The organism is Paenibacillus durus ATCC 35681 (assembly GCF_000993825.1).
GTDB classification, from domain to species: Bacteria; Bacillota; Bacilli; order Paenibacillales; family Paenibacillaceae; genus Paenibacillus_AQ; species Paenibacillus_AQ durus_B.
On the sequence record NZ_CP011114.1, the window covers coordinates 2,766,307 to 2,782,076 of the forward strand.

Annotated in this window: 16 protein-coding genes; 4 read left to right on the forward strand and 12 right to left on the reverse strand. The window is 53.3% G+C overall.

The annotated features are described in order from the left end of the window. Positions 1–149: 149 nt before the first annotated feature. The 7 genes from VK70_RS12660 to VK70_RS12690 all read right to left on the reverse strand — a co-directional run bounded on the left by VK70_RS12660 (position 150) and on the right by VK70_RS12690 (position 8,758). Positions 150–1,115 (reverse strand): ABC transporter ATP-binding protein, encoded by a 966-nt coding sequence (locus VK70_RS12660; protein WP_025694184.1) that lies wholly within the window; start codon positions 1,113–1,115, stop codon positions 150–152. Continuing rightward, entirely contained in the window at positions 1,108–2,091 is a 984-nt protein-coding gene (locus VK70_RS12665; protein ID WP_025694185.1) for an ABC transporter ATP-binding protein, read from the reverse strand. Before VK70_RS12665 ends, VK70_RS12660 begins: the two co-directional genes overlap by 8 nt. 14 nt (positions 2,092–2,105) lie before the next feature. Further along, on the reverse strand, positions 2,106–3,029 hold the full coding sequence (gene opp4C, locus VK70_RS12670; protein WP_025694186.1) for an oligopeptide ABC transporter permease: 924 nt from the start codon (positions 3,027–3,029) through the stop codon (positions 2,106–2,108). Positions 3,030–3,041: 12 nt separating this feature from the next. After that, positions 3,042–3,995, reverse strand: coding sequence for an ABC transporter permease (locus tag VK70_RS12675; RefSeq protein ID WP_046723343.1), 954 nt, complete (start codon positions 3,993–3,995; stop codon positions 3,042–3,044). Positions 3,996–4,064: 69 nt separating this feature from the next. After that, positions 4,065–5,822, reverse strand: a complete 1,758-nt coding sequence (locus VK70_RS12680; protein ID WP_025694188.1) for an ABC transporter substrate-binding protein — start codon at positions 5,820–5,822, stop codon at positions 4,065–4,067. Between the two features lie 219 nt (positions 5,823–6,041). Next, positions 6,042–6,944, reverse strand: coding sequence for an ArsR/SmtB family transcription factor (locus VK70_RS12685; protein ID WP_025694189.1), 903 nt, complete (start codon positions 6,942–6,944; stop codon positions 6,042–6,044). A gap of 350 nt (positions 6,945–7,294) precedes the next feature. Next, positions 7,295–8,758, reverse strand: a complete 1,464-nt coding sequence (locus VK70_RS12690) for an MFS transporter (protein WP_025694190.1) — start codon at positions 8,756–8,758, stop codon at positions 7,295–7,297. 180 nt (positions 8,759–8,938) lie between these two features. Between VK70_RS12690 and VK70_RS12695 the strand changes: the two genes are divergently transcribed. Both VK70_RS12695 and VK70_RS12700 read left to right on the forward strand, forming a co-directional pair. Next, a complete protein-coding gene (locus VK70_RS12695; protein WP_025694191.1) occupies positions 8,939–9,355 on the forward strand; it encodes a MarR family winged helix-turn-helix transcriptional regulator in 417 nt (138 codons plus the stop codon). 139 nt (positions 9,356–9,494) lie between these two features. Then, positions 9,495–9,968: a YbaK/EbsC family protein gene (locus VK70_RS12700; protein WP_025694192.1), complete on the forward strand. Its 474-nt coding sequence runs from the start codon at positions 9,495–9,497 to the stop codon at positions 9,966–9,968. A gap of 12 nt (positions 9,969–9,980) precedes the next feature. Here VK70_RS12700 and VK70_RS12705 read toward each other — a convergent pair whose 3' ends face one another. The 4 genes from VK70_RS12705 to VK70_RS12720 all read right to left on the reverse strand — a co-directional run bounded on the left by VK70_RS12705 (position 9,981) and on the right by VK70_RS12720 (position 13,579). After that, the gene (locus VK70_RS12705) at positions 9,981–11,516 is read right to left on the reverse strand and encodes an MDR family MFS transporter (protein WP_025694193.1); all 1,536 of its coding nucleotides are present in this window, start codon (positions 11,514–11,516) and stop codon (positions 9,981–9,983) included. A 63-nt stretch (positions 11,517–11,579) separates the two neighbouring features. Next, complete coding sequence (locus tag VK70_RS12710) at positions 11,580–12,251, reverse strand: hypothetical protein (protein WP_025694194.1); 672 nt, start codon at positions 12,249–12,251, stop codon at positions 11,580–11,582. Then, positions 12,244–12,945, reverse strand: a complete 702-nt coding sequence (locus VK70_RS12715; protein ID WP_025694195.1) for a hypothetical protein — start codon at positions 12,943–12,945, stop codon at positions 12,244–12,246. The genes VK70_RS12710 and VK70_RS12715 overlap by 8 nt, the downstream gene beginning before the upstream one ends. Position 12,946: 1 nt before the next feature. After that, positions 12,947–13,579 carry a YhbD family protein gene (locus VK70_RS12720; protein WP_025694196.1) on the reverse strand — a complete coding sequence of 211 codons (633 nt, stop codon included), beginning with the start codon at positions 13,577–13,579 and terminating at the stop codon, positions 12,947–12,949. Between the two features lie 161 nt (positions 13,580–13,740). Between VK70_RS12720 and VK70_RS12725 the strand changes: the two genes are divergently transcribed. Next, positions 13,741–14,499, forward strand: a complete 759-nt coding sequence (locus tag VK70_RS12725; protein WP_025694197.1) for a DeoR/GlpR family DNA-binding transcription regulator — start codon at positions 13,741–13,743, stop codon at positions 14,497–14,499. A 105-nt stretch (positions 14,500–14,604) separates the two neighbouring features. Here the strand turns inward: VK70_RS12725 and VK70_RS12730 are convergent, their stop codons facing one another. Further along, complete coding sequence (locus tag VK70_RS12730) at positions 14,605–15,216, reverse strand: 50S ribosomal protein L25 (RefSeq protein ID WP_025694198.1); 612 nt, start codon at positions 15,214–15,216, stop codon at positions 14,605–14,607. A 258-nt stretch (positions 15,217–15,474) separates the two neighbouring features. On the opposite strand from VK70_RS12730, the gene VK70_RS12735 reads away from it, so the two are divergent. Then, positions 15,475–15,768, forward strand: a complete 294-nt coding sequence (locus VK70_RS12735; RefSeq protein WP_025694199.1) for a GNAT family N-acetyltransferase — start codon at positions 15,475–15,477, stop codon at positions 15,766–15,768. Positions 15,769–15,770: the final 2 nt, after the last annotated feature.

A 15,770-nucleotide genomic window follows, 5' to 3' on the forward strand; every position in this document is an offset into this window, starting at 1 on the left:
AGCATTTGCAAAGAGAAGTTCACAAGCCCGGAGTCCTCGGCTCCACCGGTCCTCATCCGTCAGTTCCCTCTATAAATGAACATAAAAAGAACAGACCGCTCCTTGCAGCAAGGGACGGTCTGTTCTTTTACTGTTAGCCATTATAGAACTCAAACCAAATGGCAAGCCACATAATGTCCCGCACCGGTGTCGCGGAAGAGCGGAATTTCCGCCTTACAGCGCTCCACGGCAAACGGGCAGCGGGTATGAAATTTACAGCCGGAGGGCGGATTGGCCGGGCTCGGAATATCGCCTTTCAGCACGATCCGCTCCCGCTTCAGCTTCGGGATCGGCACCGGCACAGCCGAGAGCAGCGCCTTGGTGTAGGGATGCAGCGGATGCGCAAACAGCTCGTCCCGCGCAGCGGTTTCCACCATCGAGCCCAAATACATCACGCCGATGCTGGAGCACAAATGCTCCACCACACTGAGGTCATGGGAGATGAACAGGTAGGCGAGGCCTTTGCTGCGCTGCAGCTTGCTGAACAGATTGATGATCTGGGCCTGAATGGAGACATCAAGCGCGGAAACCGGCTCGTCGGCGATAATCAGATCGGGATTCAGGATCAAGGCGCGGGCAATGCCGATCCGCTGCCGCTGTCCGCCGGAGAATTCATGCGGAAAGCGGTCGATATGATAAGCGGAGAGGCCGCAGGCTTCCAGCGTCTCCAGCACCCGTTCGCGCGCCTCCGCCTTTGTCGCCAGGCCGTGGTCCAGCAGCGCTTCGCCGATGGCGTCGCCGACCCGGACCCGGGGATTCAGCGCGCTGTACGGGTCCTGAAATATCAACTGCATCTTGGGCCGCAGCCGGCGCAGCTCCGCAAGGCCAAGGCTGTGCAGATCGATCCCCTTGAACTTCACTTCGCCGGCCGTTTTGCCCGTAAGGCTCAGAATCGTCCGGCCGACGGTGCTTTTGCCGCTCCCCGATTCGCCCACAAGACCGAAGGTTTCTCCGGGTTGAAGCGTAAAGCTGATATCATCCACGGCTTTTACCTGCCCCACCGAACGGCCAAACAGACCTTGGTTCACCGGAAAATATTTTTTCAGATGGCTTACTTCCAGCAGCGCTTCAGACATGGACTTCCGCCTCCTCATACAGCCAGCAAGCCGCCTTTTGCCCGCTGTCCACCGTCTTCAGAAGCGGCTCACGGCTGGCGCAGACCGGCATGCAGTGCGCGCAGCGGTCATGGAAGTAACAGGAATCCGTCAGGCCCAGCGGATTCGGCACCTGCCCGGGAATGGAATACAATTCTTCGGTCCGCTGGCCCATGACCGGCTTGGACTTCAGCAGTCCCTGGGTATACGGATGCTTGGGATTCATGAACAGCTCCATCACCTCTCCCTCTTCGACGACCTTCCCGGAATACATGACAATCACATAATCGGCCATTTCGGCCACGACGCCGAGATCATGTGTGATCAGCAGCAGCGACATTCCGGACTTGTCCTTGAACTCGCGCAGCATGTCGAGAATTTGCGCCTGGATGGTCACATCAAGCGCCGTCGTCGGCTCATCGGCAATGAGCAGCTTCGGTCCGCAGGAGATCGCGATGGCGATCATGATGCGCTGCAGCATACCTCCGCTGAGTTCGTGGGGATAGCTGTTAAAAATCTGCTCCGGCCGGGAAATGCCCACCTGCCGGATCAGTTCGATCGCCCGGGCCGCGGCTTCCTTCTTTTTCAATTTCAGATGGAGGGTCAGCGGCTCTACGATCTGCTCGCCGATCTTCAGCACCGGGTTCAGCGAAGACATTGGCTCTTGAAAGATCATGGCGATTTCATTTCCGCGAATGCTCCGTAGGGCATGTTTACTAAGCTGCAGCAAATCTTCGCCCAGAAAATCGATGCTGCCGCCTGCAACCTTTCCGCCGGGCTCCTCCACCAGTCCCATAACGGACATCGCGGTTACGCTTTTGCCGCAGCCGGATTCCCCGACGATACAAACGGTCTCGCCTTCGCGCACCCGGATGCTTACCCCGTCAACGGCTTTGACCGTCCCTTCTTCCGTATGGAACTCGGTACGGAGATTCTTGATATCTAGCAAAGGCTTCATCGGATGATAGCCACCTACCTCTTCTGTTTAGGATCGAGCACGTCCCGCAGGCCGTCGCCGAATATATTGATGGCAATGACCGTGGCAAAAATCGACACTCCCGGCGGGATCCACAACCACGGATGGCTCTGGAAATCAATCATATTGTTCGCCGCGTCGATCATATTCCCCCAGGTCGGCGTAGGCGGCATGACGCCCAGACCGAAAAAGCTGAGCACCGACTCGCTGAGGATCGACCCACCGATATTGAGCGTCGCCATGACGATCAGGAGCGGAACAATGTTCGGCAGCAGATGGCCTGCCAGTTTCCGGCGGTCGCGAAGTCCCAGCACCTCCGCTGCCTGCATGAATTCGCGCTCCCGCAGGCTGAGCATCTGTCCGCGTACCATCCGCGCCATACCCGGCCAGTTCACCGCGCTCAGCATCAGCATGACGAGGTACATCCGGTAATCCGTCGGCACCTTCCACTCCGACAGCAGGGCGCCAAAAATGAACAGGAGCGGAAGACTCGGTACCGTCATCAAGAGATCGGCGAGCCGCATAATGAGCTGGTCCGCAATCCCTCGGTAATAGCCCGAGACCGCCCCGAGCAATGCCCCGAGAACAACGGACAGCAGCATGGAAGCCAGCCCGACGGTCAGCGAGATGCGCCCGGCTTGCATCACGCGTGTCAGAATATCGCGGCCGAGCCCATCCGTACCCAGCCAATGCTTGAGACTCGGCGCTTTGTTCATCAGAGTCATATGGATTTTGTTGTCCGTATACGGCGAGAACATCGGTCCGATAAAGCAGAGTACAAACATAAAGACGACTACGGCAAAACCCGCCACCGCCAGCTTGTTATGCAGCAATCTGCGCAAGGACTGCCCAAGCAGAGAAGATTTACGCTCCCGAACGCGCGGACGTGTGACTTCCGTCAAACGGCTGTTGGCTGTCACAAATCTCCCTCCCTACAACCGGACCCGCGGATCGGCTACCCGGTAGAGCAGGTCCGAGAGCAACGTTCCGATCACGGTCAAAATGGCAAGCAGCATAGTAAAGCCCATCAGCAGCGGGTAATCCCGAAGCCCGAAGGACTTCATGTAGAGCTGGCCGACGCCGGGCCAGTTGAATATTTGCTCGATGATGATCGACCCACCGAACAGGGAAGGCAGCTCAAAGCCGACCAGTGTGATGGCGGGCAGGAGTGCGTTCTTCAAAGCGTGCTTGAACAGCACCCTCCGCTCATTCAGTCCCTTGGCCCGGGCTGTCCGGATATAATCCTGTCTCAGAACGTCGATCATATTGCTGCGGAAATAACGGGTTAACGAGCCCAGCCCCAGGAGAGTCATCACGATAACGGGCAGGGTCATATGTCTCAGCACTTCCTTGAAATAGACGATGCCGGTTGCATTGCTGCCGGTCGTAATCATCCCGCCTGGCGGCAGCCACTTCAAGTCGACGGCCAGAATCTTGATCAGAAACAGGCCGATAAAAAAGGACGGCAGTGACATCGCGGCGAAAATGGCGACCATCACCAGCGTATCAAACCAGGAATACTGCCGGTAGGCGGACACCACGCCGATGATCACGGCGATCAGCCAGGTCAGGAAAGTGGAGACGGCGGCCAGCAAAAAAGAATTCCAGATATAATCGTTAAACAGCTGCAGCACCGGCTTCTGCTGGGCCAGCGAATAGCCCAAATCCCCGTGCAGCGCATTCCCGAGCCAAATGCCGTAACGTTCGAGCACCGGCTTGTTGAGGCCGTATATCTCGCGCAGCTCCGCCTTGCGCTCCGCCGTCAGCTTGATGTTGCCGGTGATGAAATCGCCGGGCGTGTTGGCGTAGAGAATGAAGATCAGCAGCGAAGCGGTGAACAGGATAAGGATCATATACAGCAGTCTTTTGGTCAGATACGTACTCATGATCGGCTCCCTTTATGAATGTCCGTCCCCTGCCCTCCGGCGAACGAAAGACAAGGGACGGATTATGGATTATTTCAGCGTCCATTCGGGCAGACTGCCCGCAAGCCCTATGAAGGGGCTGACCGAAAGATTCTGGATGCGTCCGTTATAGGCGTATACCGTCTTTTTATAGTTGGTGAAGATGATCGGAAGCTCGTCGTTAAACAGTTGATACAGTTCCTTGTATACCGCCTTGCGCTGTTCGATATCGGTTGTGGCTAGGGCCTTATTGTACAGCTCCAGGAATTTCGGATTGTCATAGCCGGTGATTTCTCCGTCAAAGAACTGCATGAACCCGTCGGCAGGATCGGTCAGCATCGATGTGGAGAAGCTTGCCAGATCATAGTCTCCGCCCTCCACTTTCGAAACCAGCGCATTGAAATCGGCGAAAATTTCCGGTTGGAAATCAATGCCTATCGCCACAAAATTCTCTTTGGCCACCGGGATAAAAATGTCTGTGGTCTTGCTCTTGAAGCCTAGATAATGGATGCTGAGCTTCTTGCCGTCCTTTTCGCGGATTCCGTCCGCGCCAACCGTCCAGCCCGCTTCATCGAGCAGCTGCTTCGCTTTGTCCGGATCGAATTTATAAGAATTAATGCCTTCCTCCGTATACGCCCAGGAGATAGGCGAAGCCGGAATGTTGGCGACAGAGCCTGCGCCTTCCGCGGCATCCACATAGATGCTCTGGCGATCCAGCCCGTAGGCAATCGCTTGTCTGACCCGCTTGTCTTGAAGCTGCTCATGCTTCAGGTTCACCTGGATATAGCCGTACGTGCTTGGCGTGTAGGGAATAATGTTGACGAAGCCCAGCGCCTTCAGCTTCTCAATGTTCTCGTTTGTTGCGGGGAAGGAAGTATAGTCTACTTCTCCGGTCTCCAGAAACTGCCACGCGTCGCCTTGGGAGGTTTTGTAAATGAAATGCTCCGTCTTTGGCTTGCCTTTAAAATAGTTCTCGTTCGCGACGAGTCTTACTTCCTGACCCGGAATGAATTTCTCCAGCTTGTAAGGTCCGTCTCCCAGCGGCTTCTCGTGCAGCTTCTTGATGTATTCGAGATGGCCGAAGGTGTAGTCCTTGCCATAATAGGCCTTGGACAGCACATTGGAGCCGAGCGTGACCAGCGCCGTCGCATTCGGCTGCTCCAGCGTTACCGAAATGGTCTGGGGATCGATGACTTTGATGCCTTCGATTGTCTTGGTCTTGCCCTCCTTGTAAGCCTGCCCGCCCTTTACCTTCAGCGAAGGCAGCGGGGAGCCGCCGTCATAGCTCTTGTCATACTGGATCGTCCAGGTAAAGGCCACGTCGCCTGCGGTCAGCGGCGAACCGTCGCTGAATTTCAAGTCCTTCCGCAAGTGGAAGGTGTATGTAAGCTGATCCTGCGATACCTCCCAGCTCTCGGTGAGCTCCGGAACGGGCACCCCTTTGCCGTCTACCGTCACAAGCGACGCATACAGCAAGGAGGAGACATTGCCGTCATAACCGCTCTCCTGAAAATAAGGCGTAAATGCGCCGCTGGGATCGGTAAGTCCCACAATAATCGTATCGGTGCGGCTTTGAGCGGCTGCAGGCAGCTTGGACAGATCGGTTGCCGTATACGGCGCACTGAGCGCTCCCGCCAGAACAGGCACCGCCGAAGCGGTCGTTTCCGTGGCGGATGGAGCATCTGCGGACGCGGTCGCTGCTGTATTATTGCTGCCGGCGGCCGAATTCGTGCTGCCGTTTCCGCAAGCCGAGAGGAGCAATGAACCGACAATCAGTAATGAGGATAATAACAGCGTGCTTTTTCTCAAGAATATCATCTCTTTTCTCCACAAATTATTTTCTACAATTCCTACCCGCTAAGTATGATTAATAGCCGATAGTTCACATTATAGAAAGAGTTTTATGTTCTGTAAATAGAGAACACCAAAAAAATTCTCCATCAACGGAAACACAAATGTTTCCAAACACAAATAAAGCCAAAGCTCACAGAATGAAGTGGCCTTGGCTTTTTCCGCAAAATAACGGTTTCAACTTAAAAATTGCAGCAATTGCGTATTCATTTGACGAACGCCTTCCAGTCTCAGGCTGTATGAAGTGACATTCTCCCCTTCGATATAGGCGTGCAGCAGGCCGGCGCAGCGGAGGCTAAAAATATGGTCATGGACAATGCCTTTGGATATTCCCGCACTTCTGGCAATTTCCGAGAACGTTTTGCGCTCCGGTCCCAGCGACTTCAGTATTTTCAGCCGGCTTTTTTCGCTGAGACTTCGAAGTGCCTTGTACATGGATGGCGAGATGTCTTCGTCGTCAACCGCGATTCTTGCCGCATAGTGGCAAAGGGTCAGCGGACCGAAATTATAAATAATATTGACCGGCTGAAAATGAAACTGCGGAATCAGCACCAGCTTGCGCAGACTCTCACCCGGCATAAACACAAATCCGTTCGTTGTCTCATCCACAAAGTCCTTAATATCGGCTCCCGGGAGCTTCCGAATCCGTTCAGCTGCATGCTCCTTAAGCCTGGGGAGGATTAGCGGATTGCTGGTACTGAAATACTGCCGGTTCCATTCCGTGAGCACAAACAGCATCCTGCCGCGGAAAGTCTCCATCTGCGCTGGAAATACGCTGACATAACCGGAAAGGGTCTCGTACATTTCGCCGACCGATAAGCCTTCGAGCCATTCCAGTATGCCTTCGACGGTTGCTTTGTCCGGACAAAGATAGAGGAGCAGGTTCAACAGCTTCCAGTCATTGTCCAGCTCCACTTGTTCAAGAGCGGACAGCAGCTGAGGATTTAATCCGGCGGTGACTTCCGCGGTCCAGACGCTGCCCAGATCGATTTTCTTATTGGATTTCCTGCAAATAAACGTATGTATGCTGGCAATTAATTCATAGATCGGCTGAAACTCAACCCCAACTTCATAATCCACGGATATTCCTCCTGATGCGGCTTCTATTCATTGCAGCGTTAGTGTCTTAATCTTAGGGCATTTGTCGCATCCTGCGCAAGTTATTCGATATTCCCTCACTTTAAATGTCATTTGAATGTCAGGTGTTTGCAGTTAATCCGTCGCCCTCGCTTATAAAGCCTTATATTTGAACAAACGCCTCCATTCCATTCGCGATCAGCGATGGAACGGAGGCGTTCTTTTTTCCTAAACATACTGTATCTGTGCTCTGTGGATGCCTATTACCTGGGCTCCGTGCTTGACAGCATTAAGCCCATGACCGGATTCCCTCACCTTGGGCCCTTTAGGGTCATCCTCTGCCCTCTCCCGGTCTATGCCGCCTTACCTCTACACGAACCCGCCCTGGTGTGGACGAACCGCCAGCCCGTCAGCAGAGCCGCCGCCAGACTGATTGCCGCCGAAGTGGTAAACACGACATGCATTCCCGCCAGAAAAATATCCGGCCGGTCCGGGATCAAACCGGTGACCCGATAACCGGCTTTGCCGCTCATTACATTGAACAAGGTCGTGGTGGCGATGGTAATGCCGACAACCATACCGATATTGCGCACCAGCGAATTCACGCTGCCGGCCGAACCGAGCTGGGTGCGGGGCACCGTTGACATGACCAGGGAGTTATTCGGGGACTGAAACAGTCCGCTGCCGACCCCGAGCATCGCGATCCATACACCAACGAGCCAGACCGGACTCCCGTCATGAAGCTGAGCCAGTCCGAATTGGGCGATAACCATGACGACCAGTCCGGCAAACGTAAGAAATTCCGAGCCAATCTTGTCCGACAAAGCACCGCTGAGCGGAGCGATGACAACCATGCTTATCGGAAACAGCATCAGCAGAAAGCCCGCCGAAGACGGAGACAGGCCAAGCATGTTCTGCGTGTAGAACGGCGAAATAATGTTAAAGCAGAAGTTCGCGGCGAATACGAGAAACCCGCAAAGAATGCTGAGCGAGAACAGCGGATTCTTGAAAAGATTAAGCTGCAGCAGCGGCTCGGGCCTCCGCAGCTCCACTCGGAGAAAAGCGATAAAGGCAAGCGCTGCGGCAATTAACGTAAATATTATGCCGATACTCCCGTATCCATGCTGCTGTCCGAGCAGAAGGCCCGCAAACAGAGCAATAATGAAGCAGGCGAATAGCAGGCTTCCGGGAATGTCGACTCTGGCCTTTACCCGGATCAGATCTTTCGGGAGCACCTTCCAGCCAAGACCGATTGCAATCAAGCCGATCGGAACATTCACCCAGAAGATATACTCCCAGCCGAGATTGGCAACAATCATGCCGCCAAGGCTCGGACCGGCGATACTTCCGAGAGAAACAAAGGTGCCGATGAGCCCAAGCGCCTTCCCCCGCTCCGTTGCCGGAAAAATATCCGTCACAATGCCCTGGCTATTCGCCATGGTCATTGATGCGCCCATCGCCTGAATAACCCTTGCCGCCACCAGCACCGGCAGCGAGCCGCTCAGCCCGCACAGTAGGGAACCCAGGATGAAGACGACCGTGCCGATCTTGAATAATCTAATCTTGCCGGCGATATCTCCAAGTCTTCCAAAGAACAGAATCGCTGCGCAAATCGCCATCAGATAACCGGTGGTCACCCATTCGATCTGTGCGATCGGCAGATTCAGCTTCTCCGATAACACCGGCAGAGCGATATTCACAATGCTCCCGTCCAGGGTGGACATGAAAACAAACAGATTTAATACAATTAAAATCAGCCAGCGGCGGCCCTGTACGCCGGCATCCTCTTGATAAGTTCCCCGATTCATTGTGCTCATAAGCCACCTCTTTTTCGCATGCGCCGATTTAGTTGCGTACGCAACTATTCACAATTCAAAGTGTACTGCAACTTTGTTGCGCATGCAACTATTTTACGGTAAACTTTTTTATCATGATGAAAGCATACGAATATGAGCCCGCCAGTCCCGAAAGGAGTCCTTATGAAAGAACCCGCCCCCATAAAAAAAGAGCCGATCGGAAAGCTGATCTCCTATATTTACCGAACCCAACTGAAACGCATGTCCCGCTCGCTCGGTGAGTACGGAATCGGCGGCGGCGGGCAGTACAGCTTCCTTAAAGCGATTCTCATGTCTCCGGGAACAACGCAGGATCAGCTGACCGTAGACCTCAAATTCGACAAAGCGACCACCGCCCGCTCGGTCAAACAATTGGAAGCCGCTGGCTATATCGAACGCAAGGCAGACCCGGAGGACCGCCGGTCGCACCGGCTCTACCCTACTCAAAAAGCAGTGGAATTCCTGCCAGTGCTTCAGAGCCTTTTGGATGAATCCAACGCCAAGCTGACGCGCGATTTGACGAATGAAGAAGAGGATCAGCTGATCGCCCTGCTGCAAAAGCTAAATCTGGAAGAATAACAAAACGACGCTTCTTCGCATGAAGAGCGCCGTTTTGCCGATATGTGAAGCAAAAGTCCTTTGTCACCAGCCGAATTAACCGCTAAAATGAGTAAATATCGCAAAATCTTTATTTTTATGAGGAAAGGAACCCTTTATCATGTCTATCGAAAGTGTAAAAGCGCATTTCCGCGCCGTCGGAAGAGAGCAGCATATCATGGAATTTGAATCCTCCAGCGCTACTGTAGAGACAGCCGCAGAGACGATCGGCGTCATCCCCGCCCGTATAGCCAAAACGCTGTCCTTTTACAGCGAAAGCGAAGCCGCAATCCTGGTCGTGGCCGCCGGCGATACTAAGGTCGACAACAAAAAATTCCGGAGCCAGTTCGGATTCAAGCCGAAAATGCTGTCTCCGGAGGAAGTGCTGGAGCAGACCGGACATGCCGTCGGCGGCGTGTGCCCATTCGGACTGGCCAATGACCTCGAGGTCTATCTCGATATCTCCATGAAGCGCTTTGATACCCTCTTCCCCGCCTGCGGCAGCTCAAACTCCGCAATTGAATTAAACTGTACCGAGCTTGAGCAATACTCGGGCGGCAAGGCATGGGTCGATGTCTGCAAGAACTGGGAATAAGGGCTTGCCGGGTTAATGCCCGGCGGCCTTTTGTTCTTCTGCCGTGCCGACCATTTTGCTGCTCCCCATGAACAGCGAGGAGAGCAGAGCCAGCACCGCCGGGATAATAGCCCAGGCAAAGGTATCCGTGATGGAGGACGACAGCCCCGCCGTGATCTTATCCAAAATTTCCGGCGGAATCTTCGCTCGCGTATCCGGGGATAACAGCGTATGGGGGTCCGACATATTAAACGCCCCGCCCCCGCCCTGGGCGGCTCCCGAAGCGCCAAACAAATAGCTAAGCCGGTTCGCCAAATAATGGCTCTGGATGATGCCGAAGGTGGTAATGCCCACCGTCATGCCCAATGACCGGAGGAAATTAAGGGTTGCGCTTGCCGATCCGCGCTGCCGGGCGGACAGGCCGTCTATAGCTGCGTTGCTCAGAACCGAGAAAGACGCGCCGACCCCAAGGCCGATAAGGATCATATACAAAGTGACGATCAGCCGCGTCGAGTCCGGCGAGAGTGTGGAAGCAAGCCAGGTTCCGAGAGCCAGCAGCAGCAGGGTTGGAATCATGAGGCTGCGGTAGCTGAATTTAGTCATCAGGAAGCCTCCTGAGGTCGCCGTGATTACCGAACCCACCATCATCGGCAGAAGCACCAGGCCGGAATTGGTGGCCGAGCCTCCGAGCACGCCTTGGATAAAGATCGGGATATAGACCGACGCGACGATAAACGCCGCTCCGCTGAACAGGGCGGTCAGAATACTGAAGGCATACAACTGCCGGCGGAACAGCTTGAAAGAGATAATCGGCTCCTCCGCCTTCGTCTCCGCATAGAGAAATACTACCGCGAGCACCGCCGCCGCGCCGAACAAGCCGAGAATCAACGTAGAATTCCAGGCATATTCTTTACCGCCAAGCTCCAGCGCGAACATCAGGCAGATTACCGCGCCAAGCAGCGTACCCGCGCCAAGCCAGTCAATCGGCTGCTTGGAGTGCTCATGCGATTCCTTGTAAAAGAACGCAACCAGCACAAAAGCAACGACTCCGAGCGGCAGGTTGATGTAAAATATCCACTGCCAGGCGATATGGTCCGTGATGTATGCGCCGAGCAGCGGACCGAATATGCTGGACAGTCCGAATACAGCGCCAAATGCGCCGCCTAGCTTGCCCCGGGTTTCCAGCGGCACTGCGTCGAACATAATCGTGAAGGCAATCGGCACCAGCGCTCCGCCGCCAATCCCTTGCACTGCCCGGTAAATGGCCAGCTGCGTAATGCTGTCCGCCGTTCCGCACAGCGCGGACCCAGCCATAAACACCAAAAGGCCGAACACGAAAAATTTCTTGCGGCCGTACATATCCGACAATTTGCCGAAGATCGGCATGCCCGCCATCTCGGCGACGAGATAGGCTGAGGTGACCCAGACAAATTTGTCCATCCCGCCCAATTCCCCAACGATGTTCCCCATGGCCGTCGCCACAATCGTACTGTCCATGGATGCCATCAGAATGCCCAGTAAAAGCCCGGCAATGACCAGGCCCAGACGGTTATTTTTATGATCGCTCATTTAAGTCTCCACTTCCGTTTCTCTACTTGGTTATCCAGCTTACAATTTTACAATTTAACAATATTACAATTTAACCTGGCGCTGCACTTTCGCGTTAGGGTGTATCTCCAGAGATTCCCTGTACTCTACCGTTTTAATCTCGCAGCCAGGTCCGATAATGACGCTTCCGCCTCTTACGGTTTCGGCCGCCACATACTCAAGCTCCACGAAGTCCCCTTCAATCGTTCTCCCCTCGAAGCAGGCTTCCTGGTTCGGCTTGACCATCTTCATCAACAAAAAACCCTTGCTGCGCTTGATTCTGATCTTGCCTCCTCCGACATCTCCCGCCCGGCTCTTCCCGATCAGGCCGATATCCAACTGGTCCCCGCTCAGCAATCCGCCGATCTCCACCACGCCGGTAAGCCGGAATTCTCCCGCCTCGCAATCGTCCCTCACGCTGACGTGCCCTTCAAACGCAAACCGCTCCGCTCTGATTCCGGAATCCGCCGTCAGTTCTCCGCGCCCTTTTACGGACATGGCATCGATACGCCCCCGCACACCGCATTCGCCGGTCAGCTTGATTTCTTCCGCCTTCAGGCTGCCGTCAATTTCCGAATTCCCGGTCAAGCCGAACTTAACACAATCGACATCTCCCGAAAACCTGCACTCACCCGTAATACCCACATTTTGGAACGAACCTCCTGCGGATGACGTTGTGCCCATGATTTTGAGATTGCCGCGAGCCGTATCAGTCACCGGTCTTCACTTCCTTTCCAACGTGGGCTCCAGGGTGGACCGTTAATCCGGTTCGGTATTCCACCAGCCCGGCGGAACAGCCCTCGCCGATAATAACATGATTTCCTCTGATCACATCCGCATTTGTATATTCCAAGTCCAGATTATCTCCCTCGATGACCTTAGCGGAAAGCACCGGTTTCAGTTTCGGAATGATTCCGCCGAGCAGCCGGTTCCATAGACTCTGATCCCCCTGACGGACCTTCAGCGTCTCCACTCCGATCTCATGAGCCTGCCCTGCTCCTGCCAGCCGGACATCCATTCGCCCCGCGTTCAGCAGCCCCTCAATTGTGAATCCGCCCACACCTCTGAATTCCTCCAGCTCACAATCCCCTTTTGCGGTCATCAGTCCGTTCAGCACACAGCTCTCTCCTGCGATGCCGCCATCGACATGGAGGATGCCGTCCAATTTCATGGTATTCATCCGCAGAGGACCTTCAAGGTTCATTATACCATTGACTTCTATTTCTATGGTCTCCAGCTCGCCTTTCACCCGAATCTGACCGTTCGCCTTGAATAACCTCGCACTTAGCGAATCCATTACTTTCCCCACTCCGTCTATAAGGACTTTGTCGTAAGCTCCTCCCGCAGCGCTGCCGACTCCATTAAGGATAAGATCAGGCCGCTGTCCTATCCCCTTATCTTCCTCTGTCACCCTACGATAACCTCCCTTTCAACTGTTCAACCAAATCTCCGAGCGCCACTTTCGCAACGAGCCGGACGCCCTCATCGAAGAAGAGTTCCGCCGGCGACGGCGCAAGCAGAAATAAGGCAACGCCCATTTTCCGGACAAAATAAAGCTCGCAAGGCTTACCCGTCAGCGCGCCGGCATGCTTTTCCAGCGTTCGCAGCAGCAGCTTTCCTTCATCCAGACTCATGTCCCCTTTGGCAAGCAAAGTGTCCGCCGCATACAAATGCAGAAGCTGCCCGAAGGAATACAAGCCCTCCTTGCTCTGAACCGCCGCTCCATATGCAGACATCGCAATATCCGTAACAATGTTTCGTTCTATTATAGCCTCTTTGCTCAAGCGGATCTCGCTGTACCCTTCCGTGTCGGACAGTCTGCTGGCCAGTTCGTCAAGCGAAAGATCATCCTTCATATTTAGGATATTTCGAATCCGGGCTTGAATCAGCATTCTTGGAAAAAAGGTCTCCTGTCCAGTAAACGTGGATTTGCGGATAAACCATTCTTCCGGAATGAGCTGCTTACGCTTCCAGCGGTAAAGCTGGCCGTATGAAATTCCGGTAAGGTCCAGGAGCTCTTTTTTTGAGATTAAATCATCCTTCATTTTCTTCACCTCATAAACACACTGTAACATAACAATGTTACGATGTAAACGGACGATGGCTGTGAGCTCGTTATATATGGTTAACTATTGGTGTTTTGTTGGTATAATGTACTTAAAGGTAAAGGGCAGTAACATTAATCGAATACTAAGGATGGATCGACATGTTAAAGACCAAACGCATTAAGCAAATTCAGGATTATATCATTGAACACAACACTGTATCGCTCGACGAACTTGTTACTGTATTCGATGTTTCCAAAAATACAATTAGGCGGGATATCCAGGAACTGGTTGAAGGCGGGGAAGTTAAGAAGGTGTATGGCGGTGTATCCGCGGTAAATCCGCCTCTCATTTCCTTTAACGACAGAAAGTCGCGAAACCACAGCGAAAAACAGAGAATTGCCAAAACCGCAGCCGAGTATGTAACTGACGGGGATATTATCTACATTGATTCCGGAACAACCACTCTTGAGATGATTGAATATATTAAACATTTGAACCTGACCGTTATTACGAGCAATCTTGATGTCATCCTTGGTTCTCTGCCTTACGGCAATTTGAATGTCATTTCGACGGGCGGTGTTCTGGAGCGCAAGACAAAATCATTTGCCAGCATCAAAAATATGGACCTGCTGAAAGCGTACAATATAAATAAAGCCTTTATGGCTTCAACCGGCATCTCGCTTTCGAGCGGCGTAACCAATTCATCCCCGCTCGAAAGCGAAATCAAGCAGATCGTAGTCGAACGCAGCCAGGAAGTGTTCTTGCTTGTAGACCACAACAAATTTGGTAAGTATGCGCTCATGACCTACTGCAAACTGGAAGATATCGATTATTTGATTACCGACAGCCTGCCGGGGAGCGACTACCAGCAGTTTGCCCAGGAGAACAATATCAAGCTTGTTGCAGCTGATGAATAACAGACGGCAAGCCAAATATAAGCGCCTGATCACGCAAGAGCGCGTTCCCTCCAAAGCCGGAGAGGACGCGCTCTAATTGTTTATTTTTCAATTGCAAGCAGGCAATCAAGCTTTCGCTCCTTCGGCAGCCTCTTCCGCCGCCGGTTCCGCAGCCCCTTCTTCGGCCGCAGGCTCTGCCTGGACGGCTGGCGGCGCGATCTTAACGACCAGCGTTTCGGGGTCTGTCAGCACTTCCCATCCCGCATTCTTCGGCAGGTCTGAAACAAGCAGATGATCGCCGATTTCCAGATTGCTGACGTCCACTTCGAATACGGATTCCAGCTTGTCCGGCAGTGTGCGGATTTCCAGCTCATGCAGCTCGACCGTCTGCACTCCTCCGGCCTTAACCCCTTCAGGCGTTCCGGTAAAATGCAGGGCTACCTTGGTGTCCAGCTCGGCTTTCAAATCAATGACATGGAAGTCGATATGCAGCAGCTTTTTGGTCAAAGGCTCGCGCTGCACGCCCTGAATAATCACATCTTTGGTGCCGGATGCCGGCAGCTCCGCCTTCAAAATCGCACGCGGATTTTTGCTCAGAATACTGTCTATCGTTTTTGCATCCGCGCTAAGGGAAAGGGATTCAGAACCCGCACCGTAGATGACAACAGGCACCAGGCCCTGTCTCCGCTGCGCGGCAGGCTTCCCGGTTCTTTCCGTCAAACGTACTGCTTCACTCATTACCAATTCCTCCTAAGTATGGATTTAAAAACATAAGACCGATTAGATCTATACTCTAATCAGTCTCTTATTAACCCTATTGCTGTGTTGTGGAACCAGTATAGCACTCCAGAAAGCGGGAGTCAAAATTGCCTTTTTACCCAAAATAATCCAAATTTCGCGATTTTCTGCCTTTGGTCAATATTATTCGATACTAACTCGCTTTTTGTCCGGAGAGAGAGTAAAATAACGGTAATCCATGTAACAGGAGTGATGAATATGCGGCAAATTTCTTCAGAAGAAGGACGGTTTTACATCGCCGGAGATGGTGAAGACCTTGCTGAAATTACATACAAGCTGGACAATTCCAAGACAATGATCGTCGATCATACGTATGTATCGGAACAACTGCGGGGTCAGGGAGCAGGCGAACAGCTGGTCAAGGCGGTTGTAGAAAAAGCAAGAAATGAGGGACTATCTGTCCTCCCTCAATGCTCCTACGCCGCGCATCAATTCAAGAAGCATCCCGAGTACGGGGACGTGCTGAATGAGAACGGAAGCGGTCTGTCTTAAAC

What these genes read in the sequence shown, in the direction of transcription:
- VK70_RS12660 (WP_025694184.1), bottom strand. Translation starts at nt 1,115, where the DNA reads ATGTCTGAAGCGCTGCTGGAAGTAAGCCATCTGAAAAAATATTTTCCG.
- VK70_RS12665 (WP_025694185.1), bottom strand. Translation starts at nt 2,091, where the DNA reads ATGAAGCCTTTGCTAGATATCAAGAATCTCCGTACCGAGTTCCATACG.
- VK70_RS12675 (WP_046723343.1), bottom strand. Translation starts at nt 3,995, where the DNA reads ATGAGTACGTATCTGACCAAAAGACTGCTGTATATGATCCTTATCCTG.
- VK70_RS12690 (WP_025694190.1), bottom strand. Translation starts at nt 8,758, where the DNA reads ATGAGCACAATGAATCGGGGAACTTATCAAGAGGATGCCGGCGTACAG.
- VK70_RS12700 (WP_025694192.1), top strand. Translation starts at nt 9,495, where the DNA reads ATGTCTATCGAAAGTGTAAAAGCGCATTTCCGCGCCGTCGGAAGAGAG.
- VK70_RS12705 (WP_025694193.1), bottom strand. Translation starts at nt 11,516, where the DNA reads ATGAGCGATCATAAAAATAACCGTCTGGGCCTGGTCATTGCCGGGCTT.
- VK70_RS12720 (WP_025694196.1), bottom strand. Translation starts at nt 13,579, where the DNA reads ATGAAGGATGATTTAATCTCAAAAAAAGAGCTCCTGGACCTTACCGGA.
- VK70_RS12725 (WP_025694197.1), top strand. Translation starts at nt 13,741, where the DNA reads ATGTTAAAGACCAAACGCATTAAGCAAATTCAGGATTATATCATTGAA.
- VK70_RS12730 (WP_025694198.1), bottom strand. Translation starts at nt 15,216, where the DNA reads ATGAGTGAAGCAGTACGTTTGACGGAAAGAACCGGGAAGCCTGCCGCG.
- VK70_RS12735 (WP_025694199.1), top strand. Translation starts at nt 15,475, where the DNA reads ATGCGGCAAATTTCTTCAGAAGAAGGACGGTTTTACATCGCCGGAGAT.